We start from the raw sequence: 17,470 nt of genomic DNA, 5'->3' as shown, positions 1-17,470 counted from the left end.
TTTTTTAATAGATAAATGTATTTATCTAAGGAACTAATACAATTCTTTTTACTCTAAAGTAAAAGCTAAATGGAAGATGCTCATGTCATGCTGATAATAAAATTATTGCGTTTTTATATTTGGAATATTGTGTTCTGATGCTCTCTTCACATACTTACTTATATAATTTGTTTTCTGGGATTCTGTCCATTGGAGTAAATCGCCCATAATATTTGCTACAGTTTCAACCGCTGAAAGCCCATGGTTAGGACTAAAAATTAGGAGTGCTGACCGTCGATCCATAAAATCATTAATCGTATGAGCCATCTCCTGCTCTACCGCCAATCGCACCTCCGCTTTGATAGCAGGAATTCCTTCTGCTAACGGCTCTAACCAAACTGTACTCTCTTCTCCATAATTAATAAAATGCATTACACGTGATCCATATAACCATATTAAGCGTTCTGCAGTTTCTGTACTTACTCCATTTGCTATTAATTGCGCAGTCGTTTCTTGTTTGAATGTTTGAATATCTTCTCCAATATCACCTCCCGGGAGAACAACTTCTCTTGTCTTCATATTTTCTTTATCACTAATATTTAAATCTTTTGCTATAGTTTCCATCACTCTATTCGCCATGCATCGATAAGTAGTTAATTTACCTCCTGCAATCGTATATAGACCTTCTTTCATCTTCCAAATTTCATCGTGTCTGGAAATTTCTCGTGTATTTTTTTCTTTTTCTAAAATAAGTGGCCTTAATCCAGCCCAAGTTCCTAAAATATCTGACCTGTTTATATCAATAGTAGGAAAGCAATCTTTAACCATTTGCAAAAGTTCTTCGATAGCTGCTTCATCTGCAGAAGGCTCATCAATTTTATTGTTATGTTGTATATCTGTCGTACCGATATACACATAATTCCATCTCCGAATAGCGAATCCTTCTTTACCAGATGGAGCTTTTAAAGAAACTGCTGATTCCAGTGGAATTTTATCTGCAGAAAAAACAAAATGGATTCCCTTGCTCAATAACAAATCTTTTGGTGGTGTGTGCTGTGTTTTAATTAAGTTCTCTGTTGCCCAAGGACCTGTTGCATTAATCGTTACCGTTGCAGATACCATATACTCTTTTTCATTTAATTCATCACGTATCTTTGCACCAATGACCTTATTGTTTTCCTCTAATAATTGAATCATTGATGTGTGATTTGCAATATACGCACCATTCTCTGCTGCTGATAGTGCATTCATCGCTGTAAACCTGGCATCATCTGTAATATATTCAGCGAAAATCACTCCACCTTTTGCATCATCTCTTATCCCCGGTACAGCAGCCTTTAATTCTTTTTCTGTTAGAATACGATGCTTTTCTTCTTCTGAAACTCCTGCCAATTTGTCAAACAAGAAGAAACCAGCACGAAACTTTGTCATTACCTCTCCTTTATAGAGAGGAAAAATGAATGGTAGTCGGTGAACTAAATGAGGCGCAATTGTTTTTAATACTTTTCGCTCTCTAGCTGATTCTCTAACCATTGGTATATCTCCATTTGCTAAATAACGAACTCCACCATGTACTAATTTAGAAGAACGACTAGAAGTTCCATACCCAAAATCCTCTTTTTCTACTAAAGCAACCTTCAAACCTCTTAATGCTGCGTCTCTAGCAATTCCGCATCCAGTAATTCCACCTCCAATAATTAATAAATCTACTTTATTATTTCCTATATACGCTAACGCATTTTCCCGCCCTTGTTTACTAAATGGATGTATACTCATAATTAACATCTCCTTACTATCTGATTTCTAAAAGGAATATTTGACCCCTCGGAAAGTAAGCGTTATCATTATTGTTTTAATAAAATACCTACTTTATATGGAATTCTATTCAGTAAAGAAGATCTTTACTGAATAGAGATTATATCTGCTAGATTTCTTTTTCTACTGATTTTGAGAAATATAGCAGACATAATAGCATGAGTAGAACATTATTTCTTCTCTACGGGAATAATAGTTCCTGGATTCATCGTCGCATTTGGATCAATGCTCTGTTTGATTACCTTTAATAATTCATAAGAACTGCCTAACTCTTGTGCCATCCATGGAGCTCTTAATTTCCCAATTCCATGATGATGTGCGATAGATCCACCATTCTCTAATGTTGTTTCCATGATTCTATTCCAAATAGAACGATAAATACGTTCTAATTCTTCAGGATCATTTGATGCTTTTGCACCGAAAATAAAGTATAGGTTTGTTCCATTCACATAACTATGTGAAGAATGTCCGGAAGCCACAATTAATTCTGGTACTTCCTTCTGTAAGCGTTCGATTACTTTTTCATAAATATCCGCAATATTGGTCCAATTCGCTGATATTTCTGTTGTATCCATCATTACGCCTTGTTCAATCGGCCCTTCAATATTACTAACATCATTTTTATGCTCTAACCAATGATCCATTGGCCCAGTCCCTAATGGACGTCCGCCCTGATCTTGAATTAGTATATCTAAAGCTTCTCCTTCAACTTCAGCATATCCTTTAGGACCTTCTGATAGCAGAAGTAAAATAGCTTCCCCTTCTTGTACAAAATCAGGATATTTTTGTACAGCCTCCACGGCATCATGAAGTCTGACCACTGCCGGCTTCCAACCATCACGCATAAACTGTTGAATCATTTTTAATCCTTGACGCATGGATTGGATACCATAAGCATGCATCCATCTTTCTGCAGGTTTAGGGATAATTTTAATGGTTATTTCCGTGATTACTCCGAAGATACCCTCAGATCCTAACCATATTTGCCGAAGATCTGGTCCAGTAGAACTTCTGATGATATTCTTTAATCTAATCACTTTTCCAGAAGGCAATACCGCTTCTAAACCTAAAAGTATATCTTCTATATTTCCATATTTTGTACTAAATTGACCAGAGCTTCTCGTAGCTACTAACCCACCGATCTGTGCCCGATGAATAGATTGAGGATAATGACCAGATATGAAACCCCTTTCATTTAACCACACTTCCAATTCCCCATGATACACTCCAGGCTGAACTGTCACTGTTAAATTTTCTTCATCTAAATTTAAAATGTTATTCATCGCACTAACATCGACTACAACACTATCGCTTGTAGGTTTTGCACCGCCAGCTACACCTGATCCCGCACCATAAGGAACAATTTTTATTTTTTTCTCATTAAGATAAGCTAACACTTTAGATACTTCATTCGTATTCCTCGGCTTTACTACACAAGCAGGGATTTCAAATTCACTTCCTAAGACTTTTTGCAAAGCTGTAAGTGGCCATGAGTCTGTTGAATGATTGCCAGATTGCGTAATAATTTGCTTTCCATCAATAATATTACTTAACTCTTCTAATAAAATGTCAATGTCTTTGGTTACATTCATTGTTTTTTACCCCTCTCTTCTAATTTATGTACAGTATACTGTACATAAATTAATAAAGCAACCTTTTTCAAATAATTCTATTTATTATTTGATTCTTTTTGAAAAATCTGCGAACATTCATTTATTCGATTATTACAATAAATGCTTGATGTAAAGTCTTTCCCCGCAATAAATATATTTTTCTAATCGTTCTGTAACGATCGATACTTTAAAATCATGTGATTTCATGTAAAATATTAATTATTACATTATGAATGTATTTAAAGAAAGGATTGTTTTTCTTGCTACACTTATATGGTTCAACTGCAGTAGATTTAGCAAAAAAGATCATGCTGCAACAAAAAGGAAGCCGGCTGGCTCCAATTAGACAATTGGCTTCTGATTTTAATACAGGGTTAGGAACGATACAAACAGCATTAAAAATGCTCGTGGATGAAAAAGCAATTAAATTAGAAAGTTTTGGTAAAAAGGGAACATTTATAACAGAAATAGATGAAAAAAAACTGCTATCTATTGTCAATTTAAATACAGTTATCGGCTCAATGCCTGTAACCTATTCCCTAACTTATCAAGGGCTTGAAACTGGACTTGTGCGAGCCTTTCATCAATCAGAAATTCCGTTAATTGTAACCTTCCTTCGTGGAGCTAAAAACCGCCTACACTTTCTTCGTACGGGACGTTGTGATTTTACAATCATTTCCCGATTAAGCTGGGAGGAAGAGAAAGAAAAAGAAGATTTAAAACTACTTTTTAATTTGGGACCACACTCTAATGTAGGTGAACATGTATTATTATTTGCTAATAAAAATGCTGAGGGTATTACAGATGGCTTGAAAGTAGGAGTAGATCCTTCTTCTCATGATAGTTTCCAACTGACATTAGACGCATGTTCAGGGAAATCTGTAGAGTTTGTAGAAATTTCTTACGGGGAAGCATACGCTAAACTAGTCTCTGGAGAGATTGATTGTACGATTTGGGATATAGGGACAATCCAAGACTTACCGGAAGACGTAAAGATCATACCTCTCTCTGAAGAAAACCAGTCATTACATAAAAATCATAATACTGAAGCTGTACTGGTCGTTCATGAGGACAGTGATTTTATTGAAAACCTTATCCGCTCTAAGATTAATCCATCTATTATTACGGATACACAAAGACAAGTAGTTCAGGGAGAATTAAGACCAATCTTGTAATGATGAGGAGACTTTTCTGAGAATATAATGGCTTTATTTTAGATATAGTTCCTACAACAAGATCCTATTTCACACTTAAGAAGGAAACAAGAGAACCTTTCTCCATGCTTCCTTCTTCACTTTGAACGGTAAGATTGGTATTGATATTTATCCGTATTTAATATAAGTTCTGAGAAATCCATAACTTCTCCAGTTGTTAAATAAGTTGTATTTAATACCTTTAACAAAGGAGAATAGAGATCACATTCAAAATAATTAGCAATTTCTTCTGTTGGCATAATTGGTACAACAATGTGATGCGAAAAGTCTATAGTTAGATTTTTATTTTCTTCAATATATTTATATTTAGACTCGCTAATATTTTCATATGATAAATCCGGATAGTCTTTCACATTCATATAACTTGTCTCAAGCTGTATTGGTTCATCATCTGCTTTCCTAAGACGTCTAATATAATAGGTGGGCATTTCTTTTTCAATTTGGAGTTTATAACTGATTTCTTCACTAGCTGGAATAATCTTAAAATCTAACACTTCAGTTGTCACTTTTTTTCCCAACTCATGCATTTCTTCGGTAAAACTTTTTGCTACCGTTGTTCTGCCAACTACATTCTGGCTAGTAACGTATGTACCACTACCTTGGCTTCGTGAGAGATAGCCTTTAGCAACTAAGTTATTCGTTGCCTGACGAACAGTAACACGACTAACATTATACTGTTTTGCCAGCTCTTGTTCCGTTTCAATCAGCTGCCCTTTCATATATTCTCCACTTTTAATTTTTTGCAAAATATCTGTTTCAATTAATTTATATTTTACAACTCTTTTTCGCTTTTGGGTCAATTCTATTCATCCCCCAGCACAAACTATTATTCAACATCTAATGCACATCTAAAACCGATATTACCGGTTGAACTATCAATGGTGTTGGAGGTTCTGGCTGCTACTCGATAACGATTACAATAGGAGTCATGACATAAATAGGAGCCGCCACGCATCGCTCTACTAGATTGTGTTACATTAAATGTATTCCTCTCCTTTCCTATATTACCACGATGGAATAGATTTTCACACCACTCCCACACATTTCCGACCATATTATATAATCCATATCCATTTGGCTGATATGCGTCAACAGGAGCTGTCCTAAAATAACCATCTTCTTCTGTATTATTTTCTGGAAAATTTCCTTGCCAAATATTGCAGCAATGCTCTCCATTCAAATATAATTCATCTCCCCAAGGGTATCTCTTCTGAACCAATCCACCTCGAGCTGCAAACTCCCATTCTTCTTCCGTAAGAAGTCGTTTGCCCGCCCATCGACAATAAGCTTTTGCATCATTCCAAGAAACATGAATCACAGGATGATCCATTCGATCTTCCATGGAGCTCCCCGGACCTTCCGGCTGAAACCAATAAGCTCCCTCTACTACTCTCCACCACGGCGTTGTTGCTGGAGCCTGTGTAACATTATTGGCAACTTCTTCCGATAAAAATGAATAAAAAACAAATGACCAACCATATTTCTCTGCATCCGTTTCATATTTGGTATCCTTGACAAATTCTTGAAATTGTCGATTGGTTACAGCATATTGGTCGATATAAAATGGTTTTATAATCTCTTTTCTTATTGGTCCTTCCATATCATTCGGGTTAGCATCCGTGTCTTCGGTCCCCATTAAAAATTCTCCGCCTTCAAGAAAAATCATATTCTTTATATTTCGTTCGTTCGTAGAAAACGCATCAAAACGGTTACTTAAATGTAAAGGCTGTTGATTCCTTCTTGTGGCAGCGCAACAACTCCATGTATTATTTTCCATGTTTATCACCTATATGATTCCTAAATTTGCATCACTGCATTGTAAATATTTATGAATATAATGACTAAAATTGTGCCATTGAAAATCACTTGAATTTTTTCATTTGTAAGCTTTTGAGCAATATTACTTCCAATGAAACCACCTAAAACCCCACCTAAAATCATGAACAATAGGGTAGGAGCCTCCAAACCATCAAATCCATTTAAAACGCCAACTAAGAACAACGATGCTATTTGTGAGAAAAAGATTATAAATATAGAATTAACTCCGGCGTTTTTGGCATCCATAGAAAACAATAAAATAAGTACCGCAACATTTAGAGGACCTCCGCCAATTCCTAAAAAGGACGAGAAAATTCCCAGTATAATACCAGCCATTATAATAATCATATTACTACTTACTTGAAATGTCCTTATACGGTGTTTACATTTAATAAAAATATAAATAAAAATTAAAATAATCGCTAATAAGCAAGACTGGAAAATCCCTACACCTTCATTCCAGTCATTACTTATAACTAGATAATTGAATATCCCTTTTCCAATAAACCCTCCCAAAATAGAACCGACTGCAATTAAAAAACTATTTTTTCGATTAAGTTGAATGGTAGCATTACGAAAATTTATTAATGATACGCACGACATTGCTAAGACAGTTGAAGCAGATAATATTCCTAGGGTAGCTAAATCATCCTGTCCGATAAAATCTAATAGGGGTTTAATAATTATTCCCCCGCCTAATCCAGCCATCGCTCCTAATATGGAAGCCAATAAACTGATAAGTAAATAGATTGCTATAATTGTAACCATCTCCCCTTGACTAGAACGAAAGATAGCCTTTAATAGAAAAGGGGCATAGTGCTTTCATATTTGTTCATCTTTCTTGAAAATCGTAATGTTGTTAAATGCGGACGAGTAATTGCACTTCCTACCACTACAGCATGTGCACCAAGGTATAAGCTTTCAATTGCTTCTTCAGGAGTATTTATTTTCCCTTCCATAAGTACAATACCTTTGCCTTGGCTAGCTCTAACTATTTTCGCTAACATCTCAAAATCTGGACTGTCAATTGATTTCGGATTTTCATTAAATCGGTACAATGTCGGTGCAACCATATGTGCTCCTGCTTCCAAAGCTTGTTCAGCTTCTTTTTCATTCCGAACATCAGCCAGTATTAAAATTTCTGGATACGCTACTTTTATATCTTGAATAATTTCATAAGCTTTTTTACCATCGCTTTTAATACGGTCAGTTGCATCTACAGCAATAATATCTGCACCTGCTTCAATAACTTGCTGTACTGCCTCTAATGTAGGAGTAATGAAGACAGGGCTATCCTTACGATGCATCTTCCATAACCCTATAATTGGTAAATTGGTGATAGGTCGAACTTCTTTAATATTTTCAGGAGTATCTATTCTAAAACCAACAGCTTTTCCCCAAATAGCTGATTCTACCATTTTCGTAATAATTCCTGGCATATATATTGGATCATCCTTTTTTGCTTGACAGGATACAATCAAACCGTCTTTGATTGTATCTATTATCTTTTGTTGGGCATTTGTTAGTTCCCTCATATTACCCCCTCCTAAGAATTAAACTTTGTATATTTAATAATCTGCTCTTCACTTTTTCCGACCATATCGTTCGGTTTTAAAATTTCACATTTTTCTCCACTTGTAAAAATAACAATAACGTCTGTTGATGGAACAAAGTTCTTAATTACATCAAAATCAACGGTTAATAGCAAATCTCCTTGTTTAACATCTTGCTTCACTTCTACGTGTGGAGTGAAGCCCTTTCCTTTTAATGAAATCGTATAGACACCGACATGAATAAGTAGTTCTACGCCATCAACCGATTTTAGTCCAATTGCATGGTTCGTTCCTAAAACAAATTCAACTGTACCGTTAACAGGAGAATAAATTTCTGACGTCTTCGGTTCAATAGCAAAACCGTCTCCCATAACTTTTTGAGAAAACGTCTCATCTTTTACTTTGTCTAAATTTTTTATCCTGCCCTCAAGAGGACTTACAAAAGACGAAATCTTTTTCTCAAACAAATTAGCAAACATAGTTACACCTTCTTATAAATAGTCATCAGGGTTCTTTGAACTAGGATTATATGTTTCAGCTTTATTTACTTTCCACTCAGGCTGCACTATAAAATGGCCTTCTAAGATGGGATCATTTGTATTTACTTGATACTCCGCTAATTTTTCCCGCATGTTGATTAATATAGTTTGATGTTCTTCATTTCCAGCAATATTATTTCGTTCACCTGGATCATAAAGTAAATCATAAAGTGCTTCTTTTGGTTTGGTTACCTGATCTAATTCATTTTCATGGTAATATGTTTTACTTGGTGAATTATCAATGTTTGTACGATTAATTTTTAAATGATCTTCATCATAATAACGAATATATTTATATCGTTTTGTACGAATACTTCTAGCTGGTTCATATGACGTATGGAAATTAATCTCACTGAACACCTCATCACGAAGGATCACATCTTCCCCTTGAAACATTTCAGAAAAAGAAACTCCTTGTAAATAATCGGGTTTTTCTACGTCAATCAAATCACATAATGTAGGAAAAATATCAATTTGAGATACTAATCCATCAACTTCTTGACCATTCATCTTGCTACCCGGAACTCGTATAATTAAAGAAACTCCTGTCCCTGTGTCATATAAGGTACATTTCCCAAACGGAAAAGCAACACCATGGTCCGTAGTGAAAATGATAATCGAATTTTCATAAAAGCCCTCTTCTTTAATAGCATCGATAACCACTTTGAAGGAATGATCAAACCATGAAGCAGATTTCAAATAATCGGAGTAATCCTCCCTCACTTCTTTTGTATCTGGAAGTGGATCTGGCGGGAGAACAAACTTTTGATCAAATTTTTCATCATGAAACCCTTCTTGGGGGAATTTACGATGCGTTGCAAATAGACCGTATGATAAGAAAAATGGCTTTTTCTTATCTGTTTGTTTCAACCATTTACGTATACGATGCGCATTATTATAATCCCACTTTACATATTCCTCTTCTGTAAATTGTGTATTTTCTGTAGAAATATCTTCGTCATATCCAATAATGCGTGATCCTTCTTCATGGTCAGTGTATTTTCCAGCCTCATGTTGAATACCGCATAGAACGGTATGGTAATCTTCTTTTTTTAAGAAATTTACTAAATGTTGATTATAATCATGTAATTTAAACCCTCTTTGAGAAAGTCCATACATCCCATTACTATGTGGGTACATTCCAGTTAATAAACCTGCACGGCTCGGAGAACAAGTTGGACCTACACAGTGAGCTTGGCGAAATAGAGTTGCTTCCTCCGCAAAATGTAGAAGACTTGGTGTTGGGACATTATATCCATAGGGACTTAACACTCTTCCACTATCATGTGTATGGATATAAATGATGTTTTTTTTCATAGATTATTTCCTCCTAGACTTCATTGTTAAATCAAATAACTTAGAAAAAAGAATCAATCAAGCGAATCCTTAAGCAAAGTGAAAAAAGTGATGGTATAGATCATTCAATACCATAAGTAGTTAAGCCAATACGCTACCTGACTCAACGAAACGACTCATATTTACTATTTCCTATGTTAAGTTCATGCTTTATTCGCCTTTCTTTTTCCTGGTTGTTTTCTAAAAGCTTTTATTTATTGATAGATTCTATATATTCATCAATCTCTGTTCTTATATTGTTTACTTTAGGACCATAGATAACTTGAATATTCTTACCTCGGACTACTGTATTCATTGCGCCTGTTTGTTTAAGAATATCTGTGTTAATTTTATCTGCTTTATTCACACTGACTCTTAGTCGTGTTGCACAATTATCAATATCTGTAATGTTATCTAAACCACCTAAACCTTCAATAATAGCAGCTGATTGTCCACCTTCATAATTTGCACTTAACTGCTTCTCTTCTTCTGTAATTTCTTCATCATCACGGCCTGGAGTTTTTGCATTTAATTTCAATATTAATGCTTTAAAGACGAAATAATACAAAATCGCAATTGGAATACCTAAAATCAGAACCCAGATAAAGTTTGTTTTATCATTTCCTTGAAAAACTCCAAATAATAAGAATTCAACAAAACCTGCTGAGAAGGTCGATCCAATTGTTATATTCGCTAAGCTTGCCACAACAAATGAAAATGCAAATAATATCGCCTCAGTTATGAACAAGATTGGAGAAGCAAAAAGTAATGCAAATGAAATTGGTTCCGTAACCCCTGTAATGAAGGAAGTTAAACCAATGGATAACAGGAACCCAGCAGTTGCTTTACGTTTTGGTCCTTTCGGAATTGTTTTATACATCGCAAACACAACTGCAACCATGCCGAACATAAAATGAAAATAGCGTCCACTATTAAATAGAGCTATATTTCCAAAGAACTTTGTAGTTTCAGGATCAGATAATTGCGCAAGAAAAATGGTTTGGAAACCTTCATAAACTTGCCCGCCAACTTCTGCTGTACCACCAACAGCTGTGGTCCAAAATGGCAAGTAAAAGACATGGTGTAAACCAAATAAGTATAACGTTCGTAAAAGTAAACCATATAAGAAAGCACCTAACGTACCTAATCCAGCAGCTAATTCACCAAAACTTGCGATAGCATTACCAATTAGCGGCCAGACAAAGTACATAACAGTACCAACAATTAAAAATACAAAAGTATTCATAATCGGAACGAATCGAGAACCGCCAAAGAAAGCTAAGAATTCTGGCAGCTTAATTTTATAAAAACGATTATGTACCATCCCAGTAATAATCCCTGTTAAAATACCTCCAAATACACCCATCTGTAATGTCATCACACCAAATTGAGAACCTTGCCCTAAAGTTCTTGGATCTACATCGCCCGTAGCAAGATTGCCTGTTACTGATAACAATGCATTAACAGTAATAATGAGCACAAAATAACCAACAACACTTGCTAGTGCAGCTGCCCCTTTATCACCTTTGGAAAGACCTGTCGCAATTCCAACAGCAAAGATTAATGGTAATGCATCAAACACCCCGGAACCAGCTGCATTCATAATTTCTAAAATTGCTTGAAGAATTGTATTATCCAGTATTGGATATGTTTCAATAACTGCCTCTCCTGACAATGCTGCAGAAATACCTAACAGCAAACCGGCAACCGGTAAAATTGCAACCGGTAACAAAATTGCCTTACCTAGTTGTTGACCAAAACCTAATAACTTGTCCTTCATGATTTTCCCCCCAATAAATTAGAAAACAATGATATTTACATCCCCTTTATTTCTCCCATTATGAATAGAAAGATAAAACTATGTATAACCCTAATTTAGGCTTATACAATTAAACGTTTTCATCATAATGTAATTTTAAAAGGGGAGTCCCCTTCACCATAATCTAACTAAATTTTATAAAACGAAACTTCATTCAGTGGGAGTTTTTTCGACGCACAACTCTTTCCGATGGGACGAGTAATCGCAGTCCCAGTCCCAAATGTTTCCGGTGGGACGAGTAACCGCAGTCCCAGGACGTTGCGAACTTAGTCTGCTTCCTTCATTCTCCCACTGAATTAGCCTGAGTGATTCAGCGAGTTAGCGCCCGTTATCTCCCGCTTAAATAAATTCATTCTTACTCTTTGTTTGGAGGCGGGAGTTTTACGGGCGATTCTCCGTGATAAATTTTATTATAGCAATATCTTATTAATTTGTTAATACATTTTTTTATAAATATATTAAACTTTTATATTTTTCATCTTAATAACCATATTGAATTATATCGTTATCATCTATAAAACATTGTTAAATCAATATTATAATCATTACATCAAATAAATTTTTATCGCTACAAATATCCAATGTGAAAAATAGTTTTCTAAACTAAAAAGAGAGTAGCTTCCATTAACCTACTTTACATTCGGAACAGTTATCTCTAATTGGTTAACATAAAAAATCCGCTGCAAAAATATTAATTGCAACGGATTTTTAATACTAGATTTTAAAATTTTTATCTTTCCTATCTCATCCCAACTTTGTTTTCATCCTTTTTCTCGCTTGACGGTTCATCCTCCTTCAGCCGTGTAAAAAATGTGCCGGTAAACATAAAAATCCCAATAAAGAAAAAAAGAGAGGATATTCCTAAAGCAGAACCGAACCCTCCAAAGAGAAAAGGAGATAAAAATTGAGAGACTCTATTAAATGTTAATCTGAGGCCCAGAACTTCTCCATGACGGCGCGGCTCACTGACATTCATTGCATATACTAAGCTGAGAGGCTGGCCTAATCCTAAACCGAGACCGAGCAGTATACTAATTAATAATAAAGCATAAACGTTAGAAAATAACGGAATAAGGATAAAACTGACTGCGCTAAAGAGCAAGGTTGCACTGATTAATATTCCTCTTCCAAAATAAAGGACTAATTGAAATTGTAGCAACCTTATTAATACTGCTGCTGCAGCACAAATAGATAAAATCATTCCAATTGTACTAGGTCTTAACCCAACAGATGTGCCGTATACGGGAAAATAAGCTACGAATAAATCTTTTGAACTGATGACCAGGCCAGAAACAATAATAGCTTTAAGTAAATTTTTATTTTTTAGTAATAATAGCGTATTTGTGGTTTCAGATGGTTTTGATTTCTCTGGTTTCCCCCAAAATGATTTTGGTAAAATCATTAAAATGCATACTATAATTAATAGTAAGATTATACCGAAGCAAAATGTATATCTGATCCCAAAATGTTCATATAGAAAACTGAACTTTATCGGACCTATTAATTCACCAATGGAACCAAATAAAGTAAAAGATGCAATCAATTTATCGCGATTGCCATTTAGGTTGCCTATCGTTTTTTGCATGGAAATTAAACAGCAGATGACAGAGCAGCCCATTATTAACTGAGTAAATAGTAAAGCATAGTAAGAAGGGAAAAGTATCGGTGCACTAACCGAGATAATCATCCCAATAACACCGTATAATGTCAGTTTTTTCGATCCAATCCTATCTAATATCTTTCCTATTTTAATTGCCAAAAGCATTGGCAAAAAAGCGTATGCTGAGACCAGCATGCCAATTTCTGCAACAGATGCCCCCACAGCATCCGCATATAAGGACACAACCGGCCGTGTTCCATTCAATACGATTGTAACTAACAGATGAATTCCAAGAAACATTACTAATCGCACATGCCAGGACTCCTTTAGTTTATTCCCTTACTTCGCTTCTTTCTGCTTCCCCCCTTCAACGAACCTTATTTTCAAACTTTGTTTTCTATAAGGTTGCTTCTTCTTTTTACTTGGCAGAAAATAAAATACGTTCATCCATATAGACCACTTTACCGGGGCAACAAACTCCAGCCTTGCATCAAACCAATTACGGTTCAAATTTCATATAGAAATTCAATGCCTTTCTCCATTTCTCCAATTTGATGAATTAGATTCTTTGTTTTTTCTTCCCCGATAACAGGAGTACAATTAGCTAGCACTTTTTGCGCCATCTTCTCATCGGATAACGGATTATTTGGCTCGCCCAGTGGATTTCTTACTGTTTCCGCCAAAACCGTGCCATCCTTTAAGGAAATTTCTACTTTTGCAAGTCGTTCACCTGGGTAGACATGATTTGCTTCTTCATCCGTTTCCACTTCAACTACTTGAGCGAGACTAAGTACCGATTGATCTGCATACTCAGAGTTGAAATGATTTGTTTCCAGGATTGGGTAGACAATAGCTGCAGCAGCTGCATACGGCAAACTCATTTGAGCATCTAACATGGAATGAAATTTTTTATGACGATGTAAATACGTAATGTCATTCACTCCTGTCCGAATTGCTGCAATTTCTTCGACGTCAAAAGAGTACTTTCTTTTCAACTCATATATTGCATCAATAGACGAATGAAGGTGCCTGCAGCAAGGATACGGTTTAAAGTATATATTCATGATTTCATACGGTTCTGTATCCTTTTTATTTAATCGCTCCCACAAAATCTCTCGACCGGCAAAAGCTTGGAAAACACCATTTTCCGCTTCCAATACTGCTTTAGGACCAGATAATCCTGCTTTTGTCAGTTCAACTGCGAGCACTGCATCCCGAGCTGCCTTTCCTGGGTGTATCCGTTTCACCTCGGATCCTGTTCCCAAAAATGCGAATAATCCGCTGGCAAAACTAGCTGCAATCCCAATCGCATGTTTAACTTCTTCTTCGCTCAAGTCATATAGCACACATACCGCTGCAACCGCTCCAAATATGCCAGCTACAGGGGTGTTATGAAATCCTCTTTCTCTGGATGATGGATGTATTGCAGAAGAAATCCTTAAACAAACTTCATATCCAATGATCGTTGCTTTCGTTAATTCTTCAAAATTCGGCCTTACTTTCTGTGCAACTGCTATAGTTGCTGATAACACAACGGTAGCAGGATGGATAGAACCTCCCGTATGACCATCGTCTATATCAAGACTATGGCTGCTTGTACCATTGACAAATGCTGCGTCGGAGATAGATAGGCCCTTCTCAAACCCAAAAACGTTATAGTTACTTTCCCCTTCCATTTGAAGGATTGTATTATAAACCAGTTTACTGACGTCTGTATGAGAGCCAGCAACAGCAGAACCCAGATAGTCGAGATACACCTTTTTAACCTGGCTGATCAACTCTTCATCCAATTGAATATCTTTTGCGGAAGATACAAGGTATGCCAGCTTTTGTGTAACCTGTGTGTCATCCATCAAAATACCTCCTCGGTTTTAGCTTTCTTATTTTACAAAGATAAATAGATTTATCTCTCTGCTAATACAGGAATATCTTCATTTCTTTTACGTAACGGAGGAATATTCAGATGCACGACGCTTAATCTGAAATATAAATCCAGCCTGAATTTCCCCTCTTTTACCAGCTTCCAAAGGTTTCGGTTAGTAACAGCAATAATTCGTATATCTACAGGGATTATTCAATCTCCCCCTACTCTCATCACTATTTTTTCCTAAAGTATTCGTAATAACCGGGTCTGAATATGCTGAGGGATTTCTCCAATGATCAATACGGTGGAATCTGTATTCGCATATTCGTTGGCAAGGTGAATAGCATCATTCAGCGCTTGACTTTGATAGATAATATCATTAAAAGTGTATTTGGCAACAAGACCTTTTGTATGTAGTTCTCTTCTTATTTTTGTTTCCAGTTGTTGGATTTTACTTACTTCTCTGCTTGTCACCACCGTACCGATTCTATTTCCTTCAAAGATTACAGGTTCGTAGGTTATATTGATATTTTGTAGTGTAAAATTCCCTTTAGAAGTATAAGTTTCATCTCCTTTAAGAATTGTACTAATCTTAGAATTCGGTAGTTCCTTTACTTTTTTCCCAATCACATCAACGGCTTTCACAATAAGCAAACATTGTATCTATCATTTCCATATAGCTCCTTTTAGTTAAAAGCAGCGAGAGGTTCTCCTGTATTTTATTAACAAGAGAACCATTCCTATAGTTAAACCAGCGTTTTCTGCAGATATTCAGCTGCTACTTTTCCAGCTGTTTTTCCAAAAACCGCACCTGACATTAATCCGCTTCCCCCCGGGTAGTTTTCATAGAAAATACCACCTATCATTTCACCAGCTGCAAACAGACCTTTTATAGGTTCATTATTACTATCAAGAACTTCTGTTTTTGCATTTGTTTTGATACCTCCAAAACAAAATGTAATCCCGCATGTTACCGGAAATGCATAATATGGTTTCTTGTCCACTCTTAACGCCCAGTTTGTTTTTGGTGGTGTAACTCCTGCTGTTCCTTTTCCGTCTTTCACAGAAGGGTCGTAGCTTCCATCCTGGACTGCCTGATTATATTCTTGGATCGTTGTCACAAATTGATTCCGATCTACATCAAGCTTGTTTGCTAGTTCTTCAATTGAATCTGCCTGATAATAAGTAGCCTCCTCCCTGTCATATTCTCCACGAAGTAATCCGCGAACTTGCTCATCAAAAACCTGATAAGCAATATTGCCTGGCTGTTTTAGTATTTCGCGACCATATTTCGCATAGGTATAATTACGAAAGTCCGCTCCCTCATCAACGAAACGCTTGCCTTCTTTATTCATCAGAATGCCTAGAGGATAGGAATGTTTTTTAAAGATATCCCCTGGTTTGCTAAAATCGCCTACTGTTGGTGCATTCGCATCTGTTCCAATCGAATGTCCCATGCTCCACTGTCCGTAAGGCTGAGCACCGACTTCCATGGCCATGGATAAACCATCTCCGGTATTATATTCAGTCCCTCTTGTAATAGCATAATTCCATTCCTCGCCCATATGCTTTGCCCGCAATTCTTTATTCGCTTCAAAACTGCCACAAGCTAAAATAATACTTTTAGTCTCTACATTCACTCGCTCCCCTTGTTTATCAACCTCAATCGAATGAATCGCCCCTTCATTATCCTTATGGATTTTAACAGCAGGCGCATCATACCAAATCGCAATACCAAGTTCTTCAGCACGATCGATCAGCTTTTGAATTAATCCGACTCCTTTTCCTCCAGTTTTCACAGGCAATCCACCCCAAAAATGGAATTTCCCGTTTCTTTCGAATGATTGATTATCATAAATTAAATCAAAATCTATTTTATGACTGTGCATCCATGTAATGGTTTCATAGGATTCATTGACCAGATGGCTGGCTAACGCAGAATCTGATTGTTTTTTAGTTGCTTCCATCAAATCGTCATGATACATTTCTTTAGTATAAGGAGGCATTACAATTTTTTCTGCTTCCTCGTCTGTTATACGAGGAATAACTTTACGTAAATCTTCTAAACCATTAAAAGCAAATCGGATAGCTCCGTCTGTAAAATAAGAATTCCCTCCTCTTTTTTTCTTGGGAGCCTTTTCAAGAACAAGTACCTCAGCTCCTTTTTCTTTTGCAGAAATCGCCGCACATAAAGCAGCATTCCCCGCACCAACTACTACAACATTATATTTTATTTTTTCTGCCATTTATCTCACTCCTGTATTTATAATATTTTCTTAATATATTTAAATTTTAATATTTTATCAGACATAAATAAAATA

At 36.0% G+C, this 17,470-nt stretch carries 15 protein-coding genes; 1 reads left to right on the top strand and 14 read right to left on the bottom strand.

Features of this window, described 5'->3' with window-relative positions; genetic code table 11:
- Positions 1-102: 102 nt before the first annotated feature.
- Entirely contained in the window at positions 103-1,755 is a 1,653-nt protein-coding gene (locus BN986_RS04940) for a glycerol-3-phosphate dehydrogenase/oxidase (RefSeq protein WP_052400643.1), read from the bottom strand.
- Between the two features lie 209 nt (positions 1,756-1,964).
- On the bottom strand, positions 1,965-3,386 hold the full coding sequence (locus BN986_RS04935) for an FAD-binding oxidoreductase (protein WP_052400642.1): 1,422 nt from the start codon (positions 3,384-3,386) through the stop codon (positions 1,965-1,967).
- Between the two features lie 281 nt (positions 3,387-3,667).
- Between BN986_RS04935 and yhfZ the strand changes: the two genes are divergently transcribed.
- Positions 3,668-4,582 carry a GntR family transcriptional regulator YhfZ gene (yhfZ, locus tag BN986_RS04930; protein ID WP_040978540.1) on the top strand — a complete coding sequence of 305 codons (915 nt, stop codon included), beginning with the start codon at positions 3,668-3,670 and terminating at the stop codon, positions 4,580-4,582.
- Positions 4,583-4,698: 116 nt separating this feature from the next.
- On the opposite strand, the gene BN986_RS04925 is transcribed toward yhfZ, so the two are convergent.
- From BN986_RS04925 to tcuA, 12 genes are all read right to left on the bottom strand, one after another.
- A complete protein-coding gene (locus tag BN986_RS04925) occupies positions 4,699-5,421 on the bottom strand; it encodes a GntR family transcriptional regulator (RefSeq protein ID WP_040978539.1) in 723 nt (240 codons plus the stop codon).
- Positions 5,422-5,447: 26 nt separating this feature from the next.
- Positions 5,448-6,398, bottom strand: a complete 951-nt coding sequence (locus BN986_RS04920; protein ID WP_040978538.1) for a formylglycine-generating enzyme family protein — start codon at positions 6,396-6,398, stop codon at positions 5,448-5,450.
- 20 nt (positions 6,399-6,418) lie between these two features.
- Positions 6,419-7,207, bottom strand: a complete 789-nt coding sequence (locus BN986_RS04915; RefSeq protein ID WP_052400641.1) for a sulfite exporter TauE/SafE family protein — start codon at positions 7,205-7,207, stop codon at positions 6,419-6,421.
- A 29-nt stretch (positions 7,208-7,236) separates the two neighbouring features.
- Positions 7,237-7,974 carry an N-acetylmannosamine-6-phosphate 2-epimerase gene (locus BN986_RS04910; protein ID WP_040978537.1) on the bottom strand — a complete coding sequence of 246 codons (738 nt, stop codon included), beginning with the start codon at positions 7,972-7,974 and terminating at the stop codon, positions 7,237-7,239.
- 11 nt (positions 7,975-7,985) lie between these two features.
- Positions 7,986-8,471, bottom strand: a complete 486-nt coding sequence (locus tag BN986_RS04905; protein WP_074435613.1) for a PTS sugar transporter subunit IIA — start codon at positions 8,469-8,471, stop codon at positions 7,986-7,988.
- Positions 8,472-8,483: 12 nt separating this feature from the next.
- Positions 8,484-9,848 carry a sulfatase family protein gene (locus BN986_RS04900; protein ID WP_040978536.1) on the bottom strand — a complete coding sequence of 455 codons (1,365 nt, stop codon included), beginning with the start codon at positions 9,846-9,848 and terminating at the stop codon, positions 8,484-8,486.
- Positions 9,849-10,077: 229 nt separating this feature from the next.
- Entirely contained in the window at positions 10,078-11,646 is a 1,569-nt protein-coding gene (locus tag BN986_RS04895) for a PTS transporter subunit EIIC (RefSeq protein ID WP_198136780.1), read from the bottom strand.
- A gap of 778 nt (positions 11,647-12,424) precedes the next feature.
- Entirely contained in the window at positions 12,425-13,597 is a 1,173-nt protein-coding gene (locus BN986_RS04890; protein ID WP_052400640.1) for an MFS transporter, read from the bottom strand.
- A 194-nt stretch (positions 13,598-13,791) separates the two neighbouring features.
- The gene (locus BN986_RS04885; RefSeq protein WP_052400639.1) at positions 13,792-15,138 is read right to left on the bottom strand and encodes an MmgE/PrpD family protein; all 1,347 of its coding nucleotides are present in this window, start codon (positions 15,136-15,138) and stop codon (positions 13,792-13,794) included.
- A 50-nt stretch (positions 15,139-15,188) separates the two neighbouring features.
- Positions 15,189-15,344, bottom strand: coding sequence for a sigma 54-interacting transcriptional regulator (locus BN986_RS28060; protein WP_392392255.1), 156 nt, complete (start codon positions 15,342-15,344; stop codon positions 15,189-15,191).
- A 48-nt stretch (positions 15,345-15,392) separates the two neighbouring features.
- Positions 15,393-15,803: a transcriptional regulator gene (locus BN986_RS04880; RefSeq protein WP_040978534.1), complete on the bottom strand. Its 411-nt coding sequence runs from the start codon at positions 15,801-15,803 to the stop codon at positions 15,393-15,395.
- A 92-nt stretch (positions 15,804-15,895) separates the two neighbouring features.
- A complete protein-coding gene (gene tcuA, locus BN986_RS04875; protein WP_040978533.1) occupies positions 15,896-17,395 on the bottom strand; it encodes an FAD-dependent tricarballylate dehydrogenase TcuA in 1,500 nt (499 codons plus the stop codon).
- Between the last annotated feature and the right edge of the window lie 75 nt (positions 17,396-17,470).

Source organism: Oceanobacillus jeddahensis, from assembly GCF_000750635.1.
Lineage (GTDB): Bacteria > Bacillota > Bacilli > Bacillales > Amphibacillaceae > Oceanobacillus > Oceanobacillus jeddahense.
Note: the sequence above shows the minus strand (reverse complement) of the source record. Positions and strands in the feature narration are given on the sequence as shown.

Excerpts from the sequence above, each read along its gene's own strand:
- BN986_RS04940 (WP_052400643.1), bottom strand. The coding sequence starts at position 1,755 with ATGAGTATACATCCATTTAGTAAACAAGGGCGGGAAAATGCGTTAGCG.
- BN986_RS04935 (WP_052400642.1), bottom strand. The coding sequence starts at position 3,386 with ATGAATGTAACCAAAGACATTGACATTTTATTAGAAGAGTTAAGTAAT.
- BN986_RS04920 (WP_040978538.1), bottom strand. The coding sequence starts at position 6,398 with ATGGAAAATAATACATGGAGTTGTTGCGCTGCCACAAGAAGGAATCAA.
- BN986_RS04915 (WP_052400641.1), bottom strand. The coding sequence starts at position 7,207 with ATGGTTACAATTATAGCAATCTATTTACTTATCAGTTTATTGGCTTCC.
- BN986_RS04910 (WP_040978537.1), bottom strand. The coding sequence starts at position 7,974 with ATGAGGGAACTAACAAATGCCCAACAAAAGATAATAGATACAATCAAA.
- BN986_RS04905 (WP_074435613.1), bottom strand. The coding sequence starts at position 8,471 with ATGTTTGCTAATTTGTTTGAGAAAAAGATTTCGTCTTTTGTAAGTCCT.
- BN986_RS04900 (WP_040978536.1), bottom strand. The coding sequence starts at position 9,848 with ATGAAAAAAAACATCATTTATATCCATACACATGATAGTGGAAGAGTG.
- BN986_RS04895 (WP_198136780.1), bottom strand. The coding sequence starts at position 11,646 with ATGAAGGACAAGTTATTAGGTTTTGGTCAACAACTAGGTAAGGCAATT.
- BN986_RS04885 (WP_052400639.1), bottom strand. The coding sequence starts at position 15,138 with ATGGATGACACACAGGTTACACAAAAGCTGGCATACCTTGTATCTTCC.
- tcuA (WP_040978533.1), bottom strand. The coding sequence starts at position 17,395 with ATGGCAGAAAAAATAAAATATAATGTTGTAGTAGTTGGTGCGGGGAAT.